Source organism: Streptomyces sp. NPDC053431 (assembly GCF_044544925.1).
In the GTDB taxonomy this organism is placed as follows: Bacteria; Actinomycetota; Actinomycetes; order Streptomycetales; family Streptomycetaceae; genus Streptomyces.
Genome location: NZ_JBITXX010000002.1, coordinates 151,882 through 168,802, shown reverse-complemented (window position 1 = coordinate 168,802; position 16,921 = coordinate 151,882). Strand labels below are relative to the sequence as shown.

18 protein-coding genes are annotated in these 16,921 nt (G+C 74.3%); 12 read left to right on the top strand and 6 right to left on the bottom strand.

The annotated features are described in order from the left end of the window. Window positions 1-74 precede the first annotated feature (74 nt). Together ACIGXE_RS06710 and ACIGXE_RS06705 are read right to left on the bottom strand one after the other, a co-directional pair. On the bottom strand, window positions 75-1,802 hold the full coding sequence (locus ACIGXE_RS06710; RefSeq protein WP_399744198.1) for an acyl-CoA dehydrogenase family protein: 1,728 nt from the start codon (window positions 1,800-1,802) through the stop codon (window positions 75-77). A gap of 79 nt (window positions 1,803-1,881) precedes the next feature. Then, window positions 1,882-2,457 carry a PadR family transcriptional regulator gene (locus ACIGXE_RS06705; protein ID WP_399744196.1) on the bottom strand — a complete coding sequence of 192 codons (576 nt, stop codon included), beginning with the start codon at window positions 2,455-2,457 and terminating at the stop codon, window positions 1,882-1,884. Between the two features lie 166 nt (window positions 2,458-2,623). Between ACIGXE_RS06705 and ACIGXE_RS06700 the strand changes: the two genes are divergently transcribed. Further along, entirely contained in the window at window positions 2,624-3,109 is a 486-nt protein-coding gene (locus tag ACIGXE_RS06700) for a VOC family protein (protein WP_399744194.1), read from the top strand. Window positions 3,110-3,362: 253 nt separating this feature from the next. On the opposite strand, the gene ACIGXE_RS06695 is transcribed toward ACIGXE_RS06700, so the two are convergent. After that, on the bottom strand, window positions 3,363-4,358 hold the full coding sequence (locus ACIGXE_RS06695; protein ID WP_399744192.1) for an aldo/keto reductase: 996 nt from the start codon (window positions 4,356-4,358) through the stop codon (window positions 3,363-3,365). Between the two features lie 246 nt (window positions 4,359-4,604). Here ACIGXE_RS06695 and ACIGXE_RS06690 point away from each other — a divergent pair, with 246 nt between their 5' ends. From ACIGXE_RS06690 to ACIGXE_RS06675, 4 genes are all read left to right on the top strand, one after another. Then, a complete protein-coding gene (locus ACIGXE_RS06690; RefSeq protein ID WP_399744190.1) occupies window positions 4,605-5,195 on the top strand; it encodes an NUDIX domain-containing protein in 591 nt (196 codons plus the stop codon). Between the two features lie 230 nt (window positions 5,196-5,425). Beyond that, entirely contained in the window at window positions 5,426-8,227 is a 2,802-nt protein-coding gene (locus ACIGXE_RS06685) for a hypothetical protein (protein WP_399744188.1), read from the top strand. A gap of 258 nt (window positions 8,228-8,485) precedes the next feature. Beyond that, complete coding sequence (locus ACIGXE_RS06680; RefSeq protein WP_399744186.1) at window positions 8,486-8,737, top strand: EF-hand domain-containing protein; 252 nt, start codon at window positions 8,486-8,488, stop codon at window positions 8,735-8,737. A 106-nt stretch (window positions 8,738-8,843) separates the two neighbouring features. Further along, window positions 8,844-9,587, top strand: coding sequence for a GntR family transcriptional regulator (locus ACIGXE_RS06675; RefSeq protein ID WP_399744184.1), 744 nt, complete (start codon window positions 8,844-8,846; stop codon window positions 9,585-9,587). Window positions 9,588-9,909: 322 nt separating this feature from the next. Here the strand turns inward: ACIGXE_RS06675 and ACIGXE_RS06670 are convergent, their stop codons facing one another. After that, window positions 9,910-10,191 carry a hypothetical protein gene (locus ACIGXE_RS06670; RefSeq protein WP_399744182.1) on the bottom strand — a complete coding sequence of 94 codons (282 nt, stop codon included), beginning with the start codon at window positions 10,189-10,191 and terminating at the stop codon, window positions 9,910-9,912. Between the two features lie 406 nt (window positions 10,192-10,597). Between ACIGXE_RS06670 and ACIGXE_RS06665 the strand changes: the two genes are divergently transcribed. The 5 genes from ACIGXE_RS06665 (at window position 10,598) to ACIGXE_RS06645 (ending at window position 14,317) form a co-directional block, all read left to right on the top strand. Continuing rightward, window positions 10,598-11,647: a PucR family transcriptional regulator gene (locus tag ACIGXE_RS06665; RefSeq protein WP_399744180.1), complete on the top strand. Its 1,050-nt coding sequence runs from the start codon at window positions 10,598-10,600 to the stop codon at window positions 11,645-11,647. Window positions 11,648-11,826: 179 nt separating this feature from the next. Beyond that, the gene (locus ACIGXE_RS06660) at window positions 11,827-12,384 is read left to right on the top strand and encodes an SRPBCC family protein (protein ID WP_399744178.1); all 558 of its coding nucleotides are present in this window, start codon (window positions 11,827-11,829) and stop codon (window positions 12,382-12,384) included. A gap of 43 nt (window positions 12,385-12,427) precedes the next feature. After that, window positions 12,428-12,586, top strand: a complete 159-nt coding sequence (locus tag ACIGXE_RS06655; protein ID WP_399744177.1) for a hydrophobic protein — start codon at window positions 12,428-12,430, stop codon at window positions 12,584-12,586. Window positions 12,587-12,632: 46 nt separating this feature from the next. Further along, window positions 12,633-13,766 carry an SDR family oxidoreductase gene (locus ACIGXE_RS06650; RefSeq protein ID WP_399744175.1) on the top strand — a complete coding sequence of 378 codons (1,134 nt, stop codon included), beginning with the start codon at window positions 12,633-12,635 and terminating at the stop codon, window positions 13,764-13,766. Beyond that, window positions 13,763-14,317 carry a hypothetical protein gene (locus tag ACIGXE_RS06645; RefSeq protein WP_399744173.1) on the top strand — a complete coding sequence of 185 codons (555 nt, stop codon included), beginning with the start codon at window positions 13,763-13,765 and terminating at the stop codon, window positions 14,315-14,317. Before ACIGXE_RS06650 ends, ACIGXE_RS06645 begins: the two co-directional genes overlap by 4 nt. A 101-nt stretch (window positions 14,318-14,418) precedes the next feature. Here the strand turns inward: ACIGXE_RS06645 and ACIGXE_RS06640 are convergent, their stop codons facing one another. Further along, the gene (locus tag ACIGXE_RS06640; protein WP_399744171.1) at window positions 14,419-15,330 is read right to left on the bottom strand and encodes a SigB/SigF/SigG family RNA polymerase sigma factor; all 912 of its coding nucleotides are present in this window, start codon (window positions 15,328-15,330) and stop codon (window positions 14,419-14,421) included. A 186-nt stretch (window positions 15,331-15,516) separates the two neighbouring features. On the opposite strand from ACIGXE_RS06640, the gene ACIGXE_RS06635 reads away from it, so the two are divergent. Together ACIGXE_RS06635 and ACIGXE_RS06630 are read left to right on the top strand one after the other, a co-directional pair. Next, on the top strand, window positions 15,517-15,840 hold the full coding sequence (locus ACIGXE_RS06635) for a plasmid stabilization protein (protein ID WP_399744170.1): 324 nt from the start codon (window positions 15,517-15,519) through the stop codon (window positions 15,838-15,840). A 42-nt stretch (window positions 15,841-15,882) separates the two neighbouring features. Further along, window positions 15,883-16,473 carry a type 1 glutamine amidotransferase domain-containing protein gene (locus tag ACIGXE_RS06630; RefSeq protein ID WP_399744168.1) on the top strand — a complete coding sequence of 197 codons (591 nt, stop codon included), beginning with the start codon at window positions 15,883-15,885 and terminating at the stop codon, window positions 16,471-16,473. 152 nt (window positions 16,474-16,625) lie between these two features. On the opposite strand, the gene ACIGXE_RS06625 is transcribed toward ACIGXE_RS06630, so the two are convergent. Continuing rightward, window positions 16,626-16,823 carry an antitoxin gene (locus ACIGXE_RS06625; RefSeq protein WP_399744167.1) on the bottom strand — a complete coding sequence of 66 codons (198 nt, stop codon included), beginning with the start codon at window positions 16,821-16,823 and terminating at the stop codon, window positions 16,626-16,628. Window positions 16,824-16,921: the final 98 nt, after the last annotated feature.

Genomic DNA, 16,921 nt, shown 5'->3' with positions numbered 1-16,921 from the left:
CTACGGGGGGGTGGGGCCCGGCCCGGGGTCGGGCGCCCGGGCCGGGGCGCCTCGCCTCATGCACGGCCGAGTGCCTAGGCCGGCATCTCGTACGCACCGGACAGGCCCTCGACGCGCTGCCAGACGCGCCCGGTGCGGGCCTCGTCGACGACCGGGCGGCGGACGGCGCCGAGCGCCCACTCCTGCTGCGGCGCGGTCGCGGAGTCCTTGCCGTGGAGTTCGACGGCGTGCGCCGAGAAGTCGCGGACGAGGACGGCGAACAGCTCGTCGAGGACGTCCTCGTCGAGACCGGTCAGGCCGGCCTGCTCCAGGACGAGCTGGCCGTGCACGACGAGCGCGAAGAGCTGGCCGACGGCGAGGAGCAGGTCGAGGTCCCGGCTCTGCTCCTCGTCGGGGGCGGCGGTGGTGACGAACGCGCAGAGGGCGTCGGCCTGCTCGCGGAAGCGGGCGACGTTGGGCAGGTGCGCGTACGCGTCGAAGGCCGGCCGCCAGTCGTGGAAGCGCACCGAGCCCAGGCCGCGGGCCGGTCCCTGCTGGAAGAGGAAGGTGTCGTCGGCCGCGTCGAGGCGGGTCGGGACGGGCTCGTAGGCGACCGGGTCGAGCAGGTGGTTGCGCATGAACTTCAGGATCAGGGCGAGGTTGACGTGGACCGTGCCCTCCAGCTTCGGCAGTCCGCGGATCTCCACGGCGGCCTGCGCGAAGTAGTTGTCCTTCTCGAAGCCCTTGGCGGCGATCACGTCCCACATGAGGTCGATGACCTTCTCGCCCTCGGTGGTCACCTTCATCTTCGTCATGGGGTTGAAGAGCAGGTAGCGGCGGTCGTCCGGGCCGGCGGAGCGGAAGTAGTCGACGGCGCGGTCGCTGAACAGCTTCATGCCGACGAGCCGGACGTACGCGTCGGTCAGCTCGCGCCGCACGTGCGGGAACGCGGTGACCGGACGGCCGTAGAGGATCCGGTTGTGGGCGTGGGTGACGGCCTCGTACATCGCGTGCTCGCAGATGCCGATGGAGGCGGTGCAGAGGTTGAACTTGCCGACGTTGACGGTGTTGAGGGCGGCGTCGAAGGCGGCGCGGCCGGTGTGCAGGACGTCCCCGGCCGCGACGGGGTAGTCCTCGAGGCGGAACTCGCTGACGAACTTCGAGGAGTCGACGACGTTCTTGACGAGGTGGTAGTTCGGGTGGCGGCTGTCGGCGGCGAAGAAGACGTAGCCCTCGGGGCCCTCGACGTCGGTGCGGCGGCCGAAGACGGAGACGAGGCCGGCCGCGTTGCCGTTGCCGATGTAGTACTTGGAGCCGGTGGCGCGGAAGCCGCCGTCGCCGTCCGGCTCCAGGAGCATGTCGGTGGAGTAGATGTCGGCGCCGTGGGTCTTCTCGGACAGGCCGAACGCGAACACCTCGCCCTGGGCGAGGAGTTCGGCGGCGCGGGCGCGGGCGGCGGCGTTGCCGCTCTGCCACACCGGGCCGAGGCCGAGGATGGTGACCTGCCAGGCGTACCAGTAGTCGAGGCCGTAGAAGCCGAGGATCTCGTTGAGGGCGGCGATGCGGGCGGTGTCCCAGCGCTTGTCGCCCCGCTCCTCCCCGTCGGCGGCGGAGCCCGGGGTGAGGAAGGTCGCGAAGAGGCCTTCCTTGGCGGCGAAGGCGAGGAAGTCGCCGAGCCAGGCGCGGGTGCGGTAGTCCTCGATCAGCTGCCGCTTGCCGCGCTCCTCGAACCAGTCGACGGTGGCCCGCAGCAGTCGGCGGGTCTCCGGGTCGAAGTGCGCGGGGTCGTAGGTCCGCGGGTTGAAGAGCAGCGCGTCGGCCATGGTTGCCGCCTTTCGGCTGGGAGGTGGTCGGCTGGAGGTGCGGTGGTGCTGGAGGGGCGCGGTGGGGCCGGCCGCCGGGTCAGCGCCCGGCGTCGAAGCGGCCGAGGGTGGCGAGGACGTCGTCGAGCCAGGCGATCATCATGCGTTCGTACGCGATGCCGCCGCGCAGCACGACGTGCTGGAGCTCGCGCTCGGCGTCGAGGGCGCCGCCCGGGGCCGCCGGCATCCGGGCCTGGGGCCCGGTGAAGTCACGGATCTCGCCGGACAGGTAGTGGGCGAGGCGTTCCGCGTGCGCCTGGCGGTGCCGCTCGACCTCGCGGACGAGGGCGGCGGGGTCGTCGAAGGCGGCGCCGCGGATCTTGACCGCGAGGTCGTGCCGGACGCTCTCGGGCTCGATGGGCTCGTTCAGCCAGGAGGAGAGCGCCGCCCGCCCGAGGTCGGCGACGGAGTACTCCTTCTTGTCGGGCCGCCCCTGCTGGGGCACTTCCCGGGCCTCCACCCAGCCGTCGTTCTCCATGCGCTTGAGCACGCGGTAGATCTGCTGGTGGGTGGCGGTCCAGAAGTAGCCGATGGACCGCTCGAACCGCCGGGCCAGCTCGTAACCGGATCCCGGCTTCTCCAGCAGCGAGACGAGGATCGCGTGTTCGAGCGCCATGCCGTCGATCCTGCTATGCAACGAGTTGCATAGCAAGGCGCACCCGCCCGTATGAGACGCGGCTCACCCCGCGCGCGGCGCCGGGGCGGCCCCCGGGCGGGCGGGATATCAGTGGCGCAGACGGCGGTCGGCCACGACCGCCGGTGTCCGGAAAGACGGGAGCCCCATGGCCGTCCAGCCCATTCCCGAGGGATATCCGCGCGTCACGCCGTACCTCTGCGTCGACGGCGCCGCGGACGCGATCGACTTCTACGTCTCCGTGTTCGGCGCTGCCGAGCGCCTGCGGATGCCCGCCCCCGGCGGCCGGATCGGCCACGCCGAACTGGAGCTGGGCGACGCGGTCCTCATGCTCGCCGACGAGTTCCCGGAGATGGAGTTCCGCTCGCCGAAGGCGGTGGGCGGCACCCCCGTCACGCTGCACGTGTACGTCGAGGACGTCGACGCGGTCTTCGCCGAGGCGCTCGCCCGGGGAGCCAAGGAGCTGCGGGCGGTCAGGAACGAGTTCTACGGCGACCGGACCGGGCAGCTGGAGGACCCCTTCGGTCACCGGTGGAACCTCGCCACGCACGTCGAGGACGTCCCGGAGGCGGAGCTGGAGAAGCGGGCCCAGGAGGCCTTGCGATCCATGGAGGCGTCGGGGAACGGCGGTTGACGCGTCCGGCGCGGCCCCCGGGCCGCGCGGGGAGACCCCGGCGCACGGCGGTCGACGCCGTCCGGCACGGCCGACGGCCCGCGCGGGGAGACCTCGGCGAACGGCCGTTGACGCGTCCGGCACGGCCGGTGGCCCGCGCGGGGAGACGTAGGCGAACGGCGGTCGACGGGTCCGGCACGGCCGACGACCTCGCGCCGGGAGGCGTCGGCGAACGGCGGTCGACGCCGGCCCTCACGCCCCGGCGGCCCGCCTGTCAGGACCAGGCGAGGGAGGCTCGCGCGCGCCAGTAGGCGTCGGCGGGCTCGGCCAGGCCGGCGAGGGCGGCCAGGTCGACGGGGTCGAGTGTGAGGCCGGCCGCCGTGAGGTTGGAGGCCAGCTGCTGCCGCGTCGCGGCGCCCGAGAGCACCATGTCCGCCCATGGCTGAGCGGCCGCCGCGGCCAGGGCGACGGCGTCGCAGGAGGCGCCGGTACGGGCGGCGACGGCGCGCAGCGCGGCGGTGTCGGGGCCGGTGGCGTTGCGGTCGGCGAGCCGGCCGTTGGCCATGGCCTCCTTCACCACCACCCACAAGCCGGCGTCGTGGGCCTCGGCGAGCGCCGGGGCCGCCGAGGGTTCGAGCGGGTTCCAGGTGGACTGCACGGCCGTGAACAGCGGCTTCCCCGCCACCGTCACGTCCAGGGCGGCGCGTACGGTGTCGCCCTGCGCCGGGCCGCTGGTGGACAGGCCGACCCGGACGCCCTCGGCGGCCAGGACCGCCAGCCGGGCGTGCAGCGCGGGGTCGGAGAGGGCCGGGCTGTCCGGGGTGACCGAGTGGACCAGGTACACGTCCGGGCTGCGGCCGAACAGCGCCCGGGTCTCCTGGACCTGACGGTCGAACACGGCGGGCGTGTGCTCCTTGACCTCGTGCGCGGTCACGCCGGAGACGTGCCAGTCGGCCGTGTAGGTGTAGCCCCACTTGCTTCCGACGGTCACCTGTCCGGCCGCCTCGGGCCGGGCGTCGAGCCAGCCGGCGAGGAACTCCTCCGCGCGGCCGTACGAGCGCGCCGTGTCGAAATACCGGACGCCCGCGGCGTAGGCGGCGTCGAGCAGGGCGTGCGTGCGCTCGCGCAGGGCCCGGACGCTGCGGTCGGCCGGCAGGTCGAGGTCACGTCCGAGGGTGATGTAGCCGGGCCGCCCGACGGCGGCCGTCCCCAGGCCGAACCGCGCGAGCGACGGGCCTGCGGATCCGGTGGCGTGCTCGGCCGGCGTCATCTTCTGCCTTCCCTTCGACGGACGTGACGGTGACCCGCCGGGCGGCGGGCGCGACGGCCCGCCGGCCCCCGGCGGACCTTCGCCCCGACCATAACGTCCGTGCGGACACCCGCCGACCGGCCCCGTGACCGGCGGTGTCGCGCCACGTGATCGTCCGAAACAGGTGCGGCCGAAAGGTGCCACCCGGTCGTTGGGCCCGGTGACATCGAGACGTCACATGAGTTCGACCGAGGAGAGGTGAGTGCCGTGTCCGCTTCCGGCTCCGCTTCGGCGCAGCACCGCACGGACGACCTCGGCACGGCCGTTCCCGGCCGTCCGGGAGGGACGACCTGCGTGAGCGAGACCTGGCTGCCGACCGAGGAGTACGCGGCGTCGCTGCCGAAGGCGACCGTGTTCGGCTGTGTCTTCTTCACCGACGAGCGGGACAGGCCCGTGCAGTTGCGTTCCGTCTACAGCCCGGAGCACCCCTGGCAGTGGGCGGGCGGCACGGCGGAGGCCGGGGAGCGGCCGTGGGAGACGGCCGTCCGGGAGACGGCTGAGGAGACGGGGCTCGTGGTGTCCGGGCCGCCACGGATGCTGGCGGCGGTGTTCGGGCTGCCGGGGGCCGGGTGGCCGCACGCCTCGGCGGGGTACGTGTTCGACGGCGGGCGGCTGACCGACCGCCAGATCGCCGGGATCACGCTCTGCCCGGAGGAGCACGACGAGGTGCGCGTCCTGCCGGTGGAGGGGTGGCGGGACCTCATGCCGGTACGGGACTTCGACCGGCTGACGGCCGTGATGGACGCCCGCCGCACGGGCACGGCGGCCTACTTCGACACGTGGGACTGGGACGCCTAGCGTCGCCGGGTCCTCGACCGCCCACCGTCACCTTCCTCCTCACCGCTTTCCTCCTCCCTCCCCACCTCGGACTGACGTCACATCAGGGACCGGTCATATCCGTGGCGTCACGCAACCTCCGCGTCTCCCCCACCGTCCTCCGGGGACGAGAGGGGCGCCAGGGACCAGGGGGGTCCGATGCCGGGTCTCCCGGTGGTGCTCCGACGGATTCGGATCGTGAGGAAGACGTTTTGATACGTGTCACACGCGGCGTGACCACCGCCGTGGCCTTACTCGCGTTGGCGTCGGCGGCGCCCGGACCGGCGTACGCCGAGCCGTCGGCGGGATCGCCTTCGGCGACTCCCTCGGGGGCCCGGGAGGGGAATCCCGGGATGCCCCCCGGCTGGCGGATCACCGGAACCGGGGCCGGCCGGCAGCTGGAGTGGACGGCGGACGAGCGGGTCCCCATGGGGGACGCCCGGGTCGAGTTCCGGGCGGACGGAAGACTGTTGGGACATCCCGTGCCGCAACCGGACGGGCGGTCCTTCCGCCTGCCGCTCGGCGAGGAGCGGTTCCCGGAGGGCACGCGGTTCCGCGTGACGGCCGGCGGCCGCGACCTGGACGGGACGGGCCCCGCCCGCTCGGCACGCGTGAGCCCGCAGGCTCCGCCGGCCCTCCGGGCCGAGGCCCCGTTGCCGGCGAACCCGGTGGATCCCGGGAAGCCCGGCCCCTACCGGACGGTGAGCGGCGAGTACGCCCTCCAGTCGGTGCGGCTGCCCGGGTTCCCGGAGCCCGTCGAGATGCGCGCCGCCGTGGTGGGTCCGGCGGACGCGCCGGGGAAGCGGCCGGTGGCCCTCTTCCTGCACGGCCGGCACGGCACCTGCTACACGCCCGGCACCGAGGACGTGAACGGCGCGTGGCCCTGCCCGGCCGGCATGAAGCCGATACCGAGCCACCAGGGCTATCTGCGGGCCCAGCGGCTCCTGGCCTCCCAGGGCTACGTGACGCTGTCCATATCCGCCAACGGCATCAACGGCCAGGACTTCCAGGCCGAGGACGGCGGCGCCCAGGCCCGCTCGTCCCTGGTCCGGCTGCACCTGGCGCGCTGGGCGGACTGGGCCGCGAAGCCCGCGAAGGCCCCGGCCGCCGTGCGCGGGATCGCGGCCGCGGACCTCTCGCGCGTCCTGCTCGTCGGGCACTCGCGCGGCGGTGAGGGCGTCAACCGCGCCGCGGTCGACAGCCTTGACGCCCCGCCCGCCGATCAGGACGGCTACCGCGGGCCCGTGCGCTGGAAGATCCGCGGCAACGTCCTCATCGGCCCCACCCTCTTCGGCCAGAACCCGGCGCCCGACGTGCCGTCCGCGACGATCCTGCCGGGTTGCGACGGCGACGTGTCCGACCTCCAGGGCCAGATCTACGCCGACGGCACCCGTGGCGTCAGCCAGGGCGCCGCGCTGCACAGCTCGGTGTACATGGTCGGGGCCAACCACAACTACTTCAACAGCGAGTGGACCCCGGGCCAGGCGAAGGCGCCCGCCATGGACGACTTCTCGTCCGAGGACGGCACCGACCCCGTCTGCTCCCCCGGTACGCCGACCCGCCTGACCGCCGCGCAGCAGCAGACCGCCGGCGCCACCTACATCGCGGCGGCCGCCCGGCTGTTCGTCGACGGTGACGACCGGATCCGTCCGCTGCTCGACGGCACCGGCCGCCGCGCCCCCTCGGCCGACCCGGCCCGGGTCGTCACGCACGCCGTCGGCGCCCACCGCGCCCCCGCCTTCCTGCCCGGCTCCTCGCTCACCGTGTCCGGCGCGGGCCGGCTGTGCGCGCAGATCGACCCCGACCCGGCCAAGGCGTGCCTGCCGCCCGACGAGCCGGGCCGCTCGCCGCACTTCGCGTACTGGGAGGCCTCCGCCGAGCCGGGCCGTGACGCCGTCGCGCTGCACTGGACCCGCGCCGGCACCCCGGCCGCGGTCCGGTCCGTACGGCCGGTGTCCCTGGCGGGCGCCGAGTCCCTGGCCATGCGTCTCGTCGTGCCGCCCAACAGCGCCGGCACCGTCCTCGACGTCGCCGTGACCGACGCGTCGGGCCGCCGCGCGGGGCTCGGCCGGGTCCGCGTCGACGGTCTGCCGGGGACCGAGCGCACCGCCTCGTACTGGGCGCGCGAGATCCGCGTGCCGCTGGCCGCCGCCGCCCGGGCGGGGCTGGACCTCAAGCGGATCGGCGCGCTCGAACTGACGCCCCGCACCGCGGGCGGCCGCGCGTGGCTCGTCGACGCCTGGGGCTGGCGTCCCGGCACACCGGTGGTGCGTCCGGCCGCGCTGGCGCGCGTGGACGTCGGCCGGCTGACGGTCGACGAGGGCGATTCCGGGGTCCGCACCTACCGCGTTCCGGTGCGCGTCTCCGGCAAGGGCAGCGGACAGGTGCGTCTGTTCGTGCCCCGGCCCGGCACCGACGAGGTCACCTCGCGCCTGGTCACGGTCCGGCCGGGCCGCCAGGACATCGACGTGCCGGTCGAGGTGAAGGGCAACGCCCGGTACGGGTACGACGAGACGCACGACGCCTTCGTCAAGGCGGTGCGCGGCGCCGTGGTCGGCGCGCACCGCGGCGGGGTGACCGCGCGGAACGACGACCCGATGCCCAAGGTGACCCTGACGCCCGTGGCGGACGACGTGGCCGAGGGCGAGGCCCTGACCTGGCGGGTGGACCTGTCCACCGCGGCCGACGCCGACATCATGGGCGGAGTGGTGTTCCTGCCGGTCACCGGTGGCACGGAGCTGTCGACCGCGGACGTCGACCGACGCTGGGTCGAGGACAACTTCTCCGTCGTGCCGGATCCGCCCCGGCCGCTCTCCCAGCCGGTCATCGACGACGCGTACGCGTTCTTCTCGGTGCCGGCGGGCGCGACGAGCACGGAGGTGCGGGTGCCCACCGTCAAGGACGACGTCGCCGAGCCGGTGGAGTCGCTGCGGGCGGCGCCGTTCAGCTACGACGGGAACTGGGAGCGGGTCCAGGGCCCCGAGTTCACGGGCACGGTGCGGAACGCGCCGTGACATCCGTGTGCGCCGTGACGCCGGTGCGCGCCGGTAGGCCGGTGCGCCGTGACGCGGTGCCCACCGCGATGACGGTGTCCGCCCCGACCGCCCTCGGCGCATGACGGCGTGAGGGCGTCGCCGTACGGCCGGCGGCCACCGGGCCCGATCGGGTCCGGGGGCCGCCGGAGGCAACTCCGCGGGCCGTCCCGGCGTCCTTCCGGACGACCCCGCGCCGGACGGTCCGGCGCCCGGAGCACACAGCGGACAGGACAGACGATGAGCGACAAGGCCCGGACCCTCTTCGACGCGCTCGACCTCGACCAGGACGGCACCCTGACGCGCGCCGAGGTCATCGCCGCCCTCCGCTCCAAGGGTCCGACCCTCGCCGCTCAGGGCGTCATCCCGGTCTGGGGCGTGGGCGACGCCGACGACTCGTCGGCCCTGTTCGACGAGGCCGACCAGAACGGCGACCGCGTCCTGAGCTTCGAGGAGTTCGCCGCCATCGTGGACCGCCGCTTCGGCTGGTGAGCGGAGGGCGTCGGCGGACTCGGACCCCGTCCTGCCCGGCGAGCGGTGGCGGCGGTGGTCCCGACGTATTCTCGGCGGGCACGCGCGGCGAGGGACGGAAGTGGACGTGAAGAGGTCGAACCAGGCGACGGACGTCGACGGCGGGGGCACGGCGGCGACGGGCGGGGGCGGGGACGACGGCACGGGGGCGGGCGGCGGCGCGCGTACGGGCGGTGGTGCCCTCTCACTCAGCGCGCAGGCCCGCGAGGCCGTCCTGCAGCGGATCGTCGACCGGCGGTACGCGCAGGGCGCGCGGCTGGTCGAGCGGGAGGTCGCCGAGGAGCTGCACATGTCCCGCGTCCCGGTGCGCGAGGCGCTGCGGGCACTCGTGGCGGAGGGGCTGCTCGAGCTGCTTCCGCACAGCGGCGTCCGGGTCCGGCGCCTGGAGCGCGCCGACGTGGAGCATCTGTACGAGGTGTGGGAGCCCCTCACGGTCCAGGCGTCGCGCCTGGCGGCGCGGGCGGCCGGGGACGCGGCGGGACTCGCCCGGCTGGAGGCGAGCCTGCGGCAGGCGGAGTCGGCGGCGGCGGAGGACGAGGGGACGCGTGAGGTGGCCGCGCACACGGCGTTCCACGAGGGTGTCGTCGCGATGGCGGGCAATCCGCTGCTCGCGCGCACGATGGAGCAGCTGAGCTGGCAGCTGCGCCTGCTCTTCGGACTGCGTGCCGAGCCCGCGCACATGCGGGCCCAGCACGCCGAGATGCACCGGCACATCGCGGCCGGCGACGCGGAGGCGGCGGCCGCGAGCACGCTGCTGCACGTGCGCGACAGCAGGGCGGTGGCGCTGCGCACGCTCTTCGGCGAGGTCTGAGCCGCCCCGACGGGGCCGGCGCCCGGCGCGCCGGCCGACTTCGTCCTCGTGCGGGGCGGGTGCCTGCCCCACGTCGTGGTGGACATGCGCGGCGGGACATGGTGGTGCACGGCGGGCTCGTGGTGGCCCGCGACGGCGAGTTCCTCTCCTGAGGAGACCCGGACCGGTCTCCGACCGGACCCTGACCGGGTCGAACTCCCGGTCAGGGTCCGGTCGGACCGGCACGCACCGCGGCGGTCGGCTCCGCCTGTCCTACGCCTCCGTGGCCCGCCGTCCTAACGCCTCCGCGGCCTGCCGCCCTGCGCTTCCCCGGGCTGCCGCCCTACGCCGCCGTGGGGTGGGGCGGCCGGTGTGGCGCCTTCGCGGGGCCGACGACGGTGAGCGGGATGCCGAGCGTCTCGCAGAGCCGCCGGGCCCGGGACAGCGCGCTGAGCGAGGCGGGCGACGGGTCGGCGGTGGGGAGCTGCACCCGCACCAGGCGTGGCCGGTGGGTGTGCAGCAGGGCCTCGGTCTCCAGGAACGCCGCGGCCCGGCTGGTGACGTCGAGGTCGCGCAGGAGCGACACGTGCAGAACGCCGTCCTCGAAGGCGTGACTGATGAGCATGACGATCTCCTTCCGGCCGCGTGACGGGCCCCGCCGCGGGGCGGGGCCGCTCGGGACAGGCGGCTCACCAAGTATCGGGAGAAACGTGCTGCATGCATCCTTCCACGGGGCGTGTCGGGAGGATCTCCCGACAGGTCGCGGGCGGGCTGGTGAGGGGGCCCTCGACGGTCCGCCGACGGCCCCGGCGACGCCTCGACGGGCGCGTACGAACAAGGCTGGCAGACGCCCCTCGTGATCGCACTCCCACACCCGGTGAGCCCGGGAGCCGGGCCCGGGAGCGCCCTTTCGCAGCGGTCATGCCAATCTTGATCTCCGCGCGTCCGGATCCCGCCGGCGACGCGTGGGGACGCAGGAGAGGGCAGAGGGACGCGTGGGGGAGAGAGCGATCGCCGGAGGGTGTGCCGACATGCCTCCGGACACCTACCTGGCGGGGTACGCCGAGGTCCTGGCGGACGTGTGCGCGACCGGGAGGCGACTGACCCGGCCCGAACTGGAGGAGCTGCGGGCACGCGGGGAACGGGCCGCCGAGGCCGGGATCGGACTGCGGCCCCTGGTCCGCGCGCACCTGTCGGCCGCTCGGGAGACGCACCGCGCGCTGCCCCGCGCCGCGCACGAGCACCTGCTCGCGGCCGTGGAGCAGGCGGTGGACGCCTTCGCCGAGGGCCACGAGCGCGCCCAGCGACTGGCGGTGCGTCAGGAGGAGGCGGCACGGCGGGAGTTCATCGACGACCTGCTCCACGGGCGCAGCGATCTGGGCCGGCTCGCGGAGCGGGCCGCGCGGTTCGGTCTGCTGCTGTCCGGGGCGTACGCCGTCGCCGTCGCGCAGGGCCCGGAGCCTTACACGGACGGCTCCCCCGTCTCCCGGGCGGTCGACGCCTCGCTGGCCGCCCGCTTCGGCGCCCGGCGCATCCTGCTCACCGCCAAGGACGGGCGGCTGATCTGCGTGGCGCCGGCGGACCAGCCCGAGGTGCTGGCGCACTTCGCGCGGCAGGCGCGGGCCGAGGGCGGGGGCGGGCAGGTCGCCGTCGGGCGCTCCCATCCGGGCGCGGGCGGTGTGGTCCCCTCGTACGAGGAGGCCCTCAACGCCCTCGATCTCGCCGCCCGCCTGGATCTGACCGATCCCGTGCTGCACGCCTCGGACCTGCTCGTCTATCCCGTCCTGACCCGGGACCGGCAGGCGATGGCCGATCTGGTGCTCAGCGTCCTCGGCCCGCTCCGGCAGGCCCGGGGCGGGGCGCGCCCGCTCCTCGACACCCTCACCGCCTACTTCGACGCCAACTGCGTGGCGGCGGAGGCCGCCCGGCGGCTGACGCTGAGCGTCCGGGCCGTGACGTACCGCCTCGACCGGATCGCCGGGCTCACCGGTGCCGATCCGGGCGACCCCGCCCAGCGTTTCGCCCTGCAGACCGCCGTCGTCGGCGCCCGCCTCCTGGGCTGGCCCGAGCAGGAGGTGTGACCGGCGCGGGAGACGCGGCGTCCGGCAGCGGAGGGTGACCGTGACGGCCCACCAGGCCGTCCACGGGGCGGCGGCGCCGTCCGACCTCGGCGGACACCCCGTCGGGACGATTACGGAACGCGCTCGGGGGTAGCCGCGCTGCCGACGGGAACCGTGCCGACCGAGGGAGGTGAACCGCGATGGTGCACGAGACGATCGAGGTGGACGCCCCACTGCGGCAGGTCTACGACCAGTGGACGCAGTTCGAGGAGTTCCCCCGCTTCATGGACGGGGTCGAGGAGGTCAGGCAGGTCGACGACCGGGTCTGTCACTGGCGGACGAAGGTCGCCGGTGTGACCCGCGAGTTCGACACCGAGATCGTCGACCAGCTCCCCGACGAGCGGATCTCCTGGCGCACGGTGAGCGGCGACGTCCGGCAGAAGGGCGTGGTCACCTTCCGGCGCGTCGACGACGCCCACACCCGGGTGAGCCTGGCCATGGACGTCGAGCCCGAGTCGCTCGCCGACAAGGCCGGGGCGGCGATGGGCATGGTCGACAGCCGCGTCCAGGGGGACCTGTACCGGTTCAAGCAGTTCATGGAGGACCGCGACCGGGCCACCGGTGGCTGGCGCGGCAGGCTCCGCCCTGGCGACGCCCCGCCCGAGACCCCGCCCGCGCCCTCGACGCCTTCGGTGTCCGCGGACACCCCGTCCCCTGACCCCATGGCCCCCGGGCCGACGCCCCCGGGCCACATGTAGTCCCGCACCACCACCACGACCGGCCAGATCCAAGGAGGCCGTCATGCTCGCGATTCTGCTCGTTCTACTGGTGATTCTGCTGCTGTTCGGCGGAGGCTTCGCCCTCCACCTGCTCTGGTGGATCGCCATCGCCCTGCTCGTCGTCTGGCTGCTCGGCTTCCTGTTCCGCAGTGGCTCCGGTTCCCGCTGGTACCGATGGTGAGCCACGCGAAACCAGCCGCGCACGTGATGTCCGGAGGGGCGTGGTCATGATCCGGCCGGCCGATCTCCTGTCGTACCTGGAAGGTCTCTTCCCGGTCCGCGAGGAGCGCGACCGGCCGGGGGCGTTCGCGGGGCGCACGGTGGTCGTCACGGGGGCGAGCGCCGGGGTCGGCCGGGCCACCGCCCGCGCGTTCGGAGCGTGCGGGGCACGGGTGGCCCTGCTGGCCCGGGGCCGGGTCGGCCTGGAGGCCGCGGCCGAGGAGGTCGTGGCCGCCGGCGGCGAGGCCCTGGTCGTCCCCGTGGACATGGCCGTGACGTCCCAGGTGGAGGAGGCCGCCGACCGCGTCGAGCGCGCTCTCGGGCCGGTCGACGTCTGGGTGAACGCGGCCTTCACCTCCGTGTTCGCGCCCTTCGCCGAGGTCGAGGCGGACGAGTACGAGCGGGTCACGGACGTGACCTATCTCGGCTTCGTGAACGGCACCCGGGCTGCCCTGCGGCGCATGCTTCCCCGCGACTCCGGCGCGGTGGTCCAGGTCGGTTCGGCGCTCGGAGAGGCGTCCGTGCCGTTGCAGGCGGCCTACTGCGGGGCGAAGCACGCGATCAACGGCTTCACGGGCTCGGTCCGGCTCGAACTGCTCCATCAGCACAGCCACGTGGCGATCACCCTGGTCCAGCTGCCGGCCGTCAACACCCCGCAGTTCTCCTGGGTGCTGTCCCGGCTGCCTCGTCGGCCGCGCCCGATGGCGCCGGTCTTCCAGCCGGAGATCGCGGCCCGCGCCGTGCTGCACGCGGCCCGGCGGCCACGGCGCAAGGAGTACCGGGTGGGCCTCTCCACCACGGCGGCGGTGCTCATGCGTCGGCTCGCGCCCGGCCTCCTGGACCGGTACCTGGCCCGGACCGCGTACGACGCCCAGCAGACGGACGAGCCGGCCGCTCCGGCCGCCCCGCACAATCTCTGGGAGCCGCTCGACGGACCCGGCGGAGAGGATCACGGCGCTCACGGGTCCTTCGACGACGAGGCCGCCGTACACTCGCCGTATACCGCTCTCGCCCGCCACCCGGCCGCCGTGGGGGCTGCCGCGGGTGCGGCGGTGGGAGTGTCGGCGCTCGCGGCCCGCGTCCTGCGCGGCCGGTCCGGCCCCGGCGCACCGCCCCCGTCGAAAGGCGGTGACCCCTCGTGAACGACCATGGCGCGAAGGATTTCGAACTGCTGGACGTGTCCCTGCACACGGAGGAGCTGGGGCGGGTCGCAGTGCCCCTGGACCACGGCGGGGGGCACGGCACCGGGAAGAGAGAGCCGTTGGTGCTCCCCGAGGGCGCCGTGGTCAGTGTCGGTCTCACCTTCCGGCTCGAGCGGGAGATCGACGGCCTTGCCTTCGAGGACACCCGCATGTGGGACGGCGTCGTGCTCGCGAGCACCCGGACGGTCCTCGGCGGGTTCCGCCCGGGCGGCCCGTACGAGGTGCGGCTGCCCCAGGAGCGGATGCCGGTGGGGCGGGCGCACTGCGGCGTCTACGAGGTGACGGGCCGGTTCACCGACGGGGAGGGCCGGGAGCTGGCGGTGGAGCAGCACGACCTGCGGATCGAGCACCAGACGGCCCCGCCGCACGAGCCGATGACGCCCGAGCCCATGCCGCGCGACCCCATGACGCACCGGCCCGTGATGCCCGCCCCCCTGTCGCCCACGCCCGGGACGGGCCCGGACCCGCTGACCCCCGGTGCGGCGGCCTGACGGAGCGGGGCGGGGAAGAAGGGCAACGTGGCGGACCGCGGCCGAAGGCCGCGGTCCTGTGTACGGGCCACCTTGGGGGCGGCCGCGTTTCGGTGGGCCGGTCAGGTGTCCTGGGGTGTTTCCGTGGGCGGGCCGTCCGCGTCCGCTTCCGCCAGCAGGCCGGTGCGGAGCTCGTCGAGTATGCGCGTGAGCAGGCGGGAGATGTGCATCTGGGAGAGGCCGAGGCGCTCGCCGATCTCGGCCTGGGTGAGGTCCTCGCCGAAGCGCAGGGTCAGGATGCGCCGGTCGCGTTCGTCGAGTCGGGCGATCAGCGGCTTCAGGGAGGTGAGGTCCTCGATGAGCTCGTACGAGGGTTCCGGCGCGGCGAGCCGGCGCGGACCGATCCTCGGGCCGTCGCCCTCGTCGGTGACGGAGACGTCCAGCGAGCGGGCGGTGTAGCCGCGGGCGGCCAGTTCGCCCTCGGCGACCCGGTCCTCCGGCAGGTTCAGGTGCTCGGCCACCTCGGCGCGGGTCGGCCGGTGGCCGAGCCGCTGTTCCAGGGTGTCGCCCGCCTTGGCCAGGTCGATGCGGAGCTCCTGGAGCCGCCGGGGGACCCGTACGGCCCAGCTGGTGTCGCGGAAGAACCGCTTCATCTCGCCGACGACGGTCGGCAGCGCGAAGGCCGAGAACTCGATGCCCCGGTCCGGGTCGAAGCGGTCGATCGCCTTGATGAGGCCGATCGTGCCGACCTGGATGATGTCCTCGCGCTGCTCGGGCCGGTTCCTGAAGCGGCGCGAGGCGAACCGTACGAGGCTCAGGTTGAGCTCCACGAGGGTGTTGCGGACGTAGGCGTGCTCCGGTGTGCCGGGCTCCAGTTCCCGCAGCCGGGACAGGAGCGCGGCGGACAGCGTCTGGGCGTCGTCCGTGGAGACCTGGGTCGGCCGGTCGATCTCGGGCAGGCCGTGGAGGGCCTCGCGGCGGATCGTGGCCCCCGGGGAGGAGGAGGCGGTGGAACGGGCGGTGCGGGAGGACATGTGGCTCCTTCGACGGGGGTGGTGGGCCTACGCCGCGCCGGGAGGCGCGGCGGGGGTCCGTCGGTCGAGCGTCCTGAGGGGTTGATTCCCGGTTTGGGTAGGTTTGACACAGGTTGCCGCATGAACCTGGGCGGCGGGGGCAGGCGGCGGTTGGCAGGACATCTCACCCTTGGAAGGAGAGGACAGATGCCGCGTGGATCGAACGCCAAGCGCGAACGGCAGTACGAGCACATCAAGGAGAGCGCCCAGGACCGGGGCGAGAGCGAGAAGCGCGCGAAGGAGATCGCGGCCCGCACGGTGAACAAGGAACGGGCCCGGTCCGGCGAGTCCAAGACCGCCAGCAAGAGCTCCACCCAGGACATGTCCTCCTCCCGCCGCGGCGGCAAGCGCTCGCACAGCGGCTCCGAAGGACCCACCTACGACCAGCTCTACGCGGAGGCCCAGCGGCGCAATCTGCACGGCCGGTCCCAGATGAACAAGGCGGAACTGAAGCGGGAGCTTGGCCACTGAGGCCTCCGCCACCACCCACGGCGACCGAAAGGACGAGCGATCGTGACGCTCGACGGGACGAACGTCCTCTTCTTGACGTCCAACTACGGCATCGAGCAGGACGAGCTGAAGAAACCGATGGCACAGTTGCGCGCGGCGGGCGCCCGCGTGACGGTCGCCGCACGGCGCGACGAGCCCGTCCTCACGGTGGTCTCCGACCGCCGGCCCGGGCTCGTCGTCGAACCGGACACGACGCTCGACGAGGCCGCGCCCGAGGAGTACGACGCCGTCGTCGTGCCCGGCGGCACGGTGAACGCCGACCGACTGCGCACCGACGGCAAGGCCCAGCGCCTGATCGCCGCCTTCGCCGAAGCCGGCAAGCCGGTCGCCGCGGTCTGCCACGGCCCCTGGCTCCTCCTGGAGAGCGGAGTGGTCCGGGGCCGTGAGCTCACCTCGTACCCGTCGCTGCGTACGGATCTGGAGAACGCGGGGGCGAACTGGCAGGACCGGCAGGTCGTCGTCGACACGTCCGGGGGCCATCCCCTGATCACCTCCCGGCGGCCGGCCGATCTCGACGCGTTCACACAGGCGATCGTCGACGCTCTGGAGGAGAGCACACGGGCGGGCGCCGGGCCTCGGACCGCCACGGGCTGAATCCGGTGTGGGCGGGGGGGGGGGGGGGGCGGGGGGGGGGGCCCCCCCCCCCCCCCCCGGGGGGGCCCCCCCCCCGGGGGGGGGGGGGGGGCCCCCCCCCCACGGCTCACCGTCCGACCGCCTGAGCGACGGCCCACGACCTGGCCGGCGCGTCAGGTCTGCGGGGGGCCCTGGGGCGGCTGGTCCGGGTCGCCCAGTTGCTGCTTGAGCTTGTCCTGGGCGGTGTCGACCTGGCGGGCGTACTTGCTCTGCGTCTTGTCGTCGACGTAGTCGCCCGCCTTGTCGACTCCCTGGCCCGCCTGGGTCTCGTGGCCCTTGAGCATCTGCTTGAGCTTGTCCATCACGGACATCGCGGCCCTCCTAGAGTGGCCCCCCTGTCCCGTTCAGGATCGCGGACCCCGCCTCGGGTCGCATCCGCAGGCTCGGCGGCGCCGACCGGAGAGCGAGG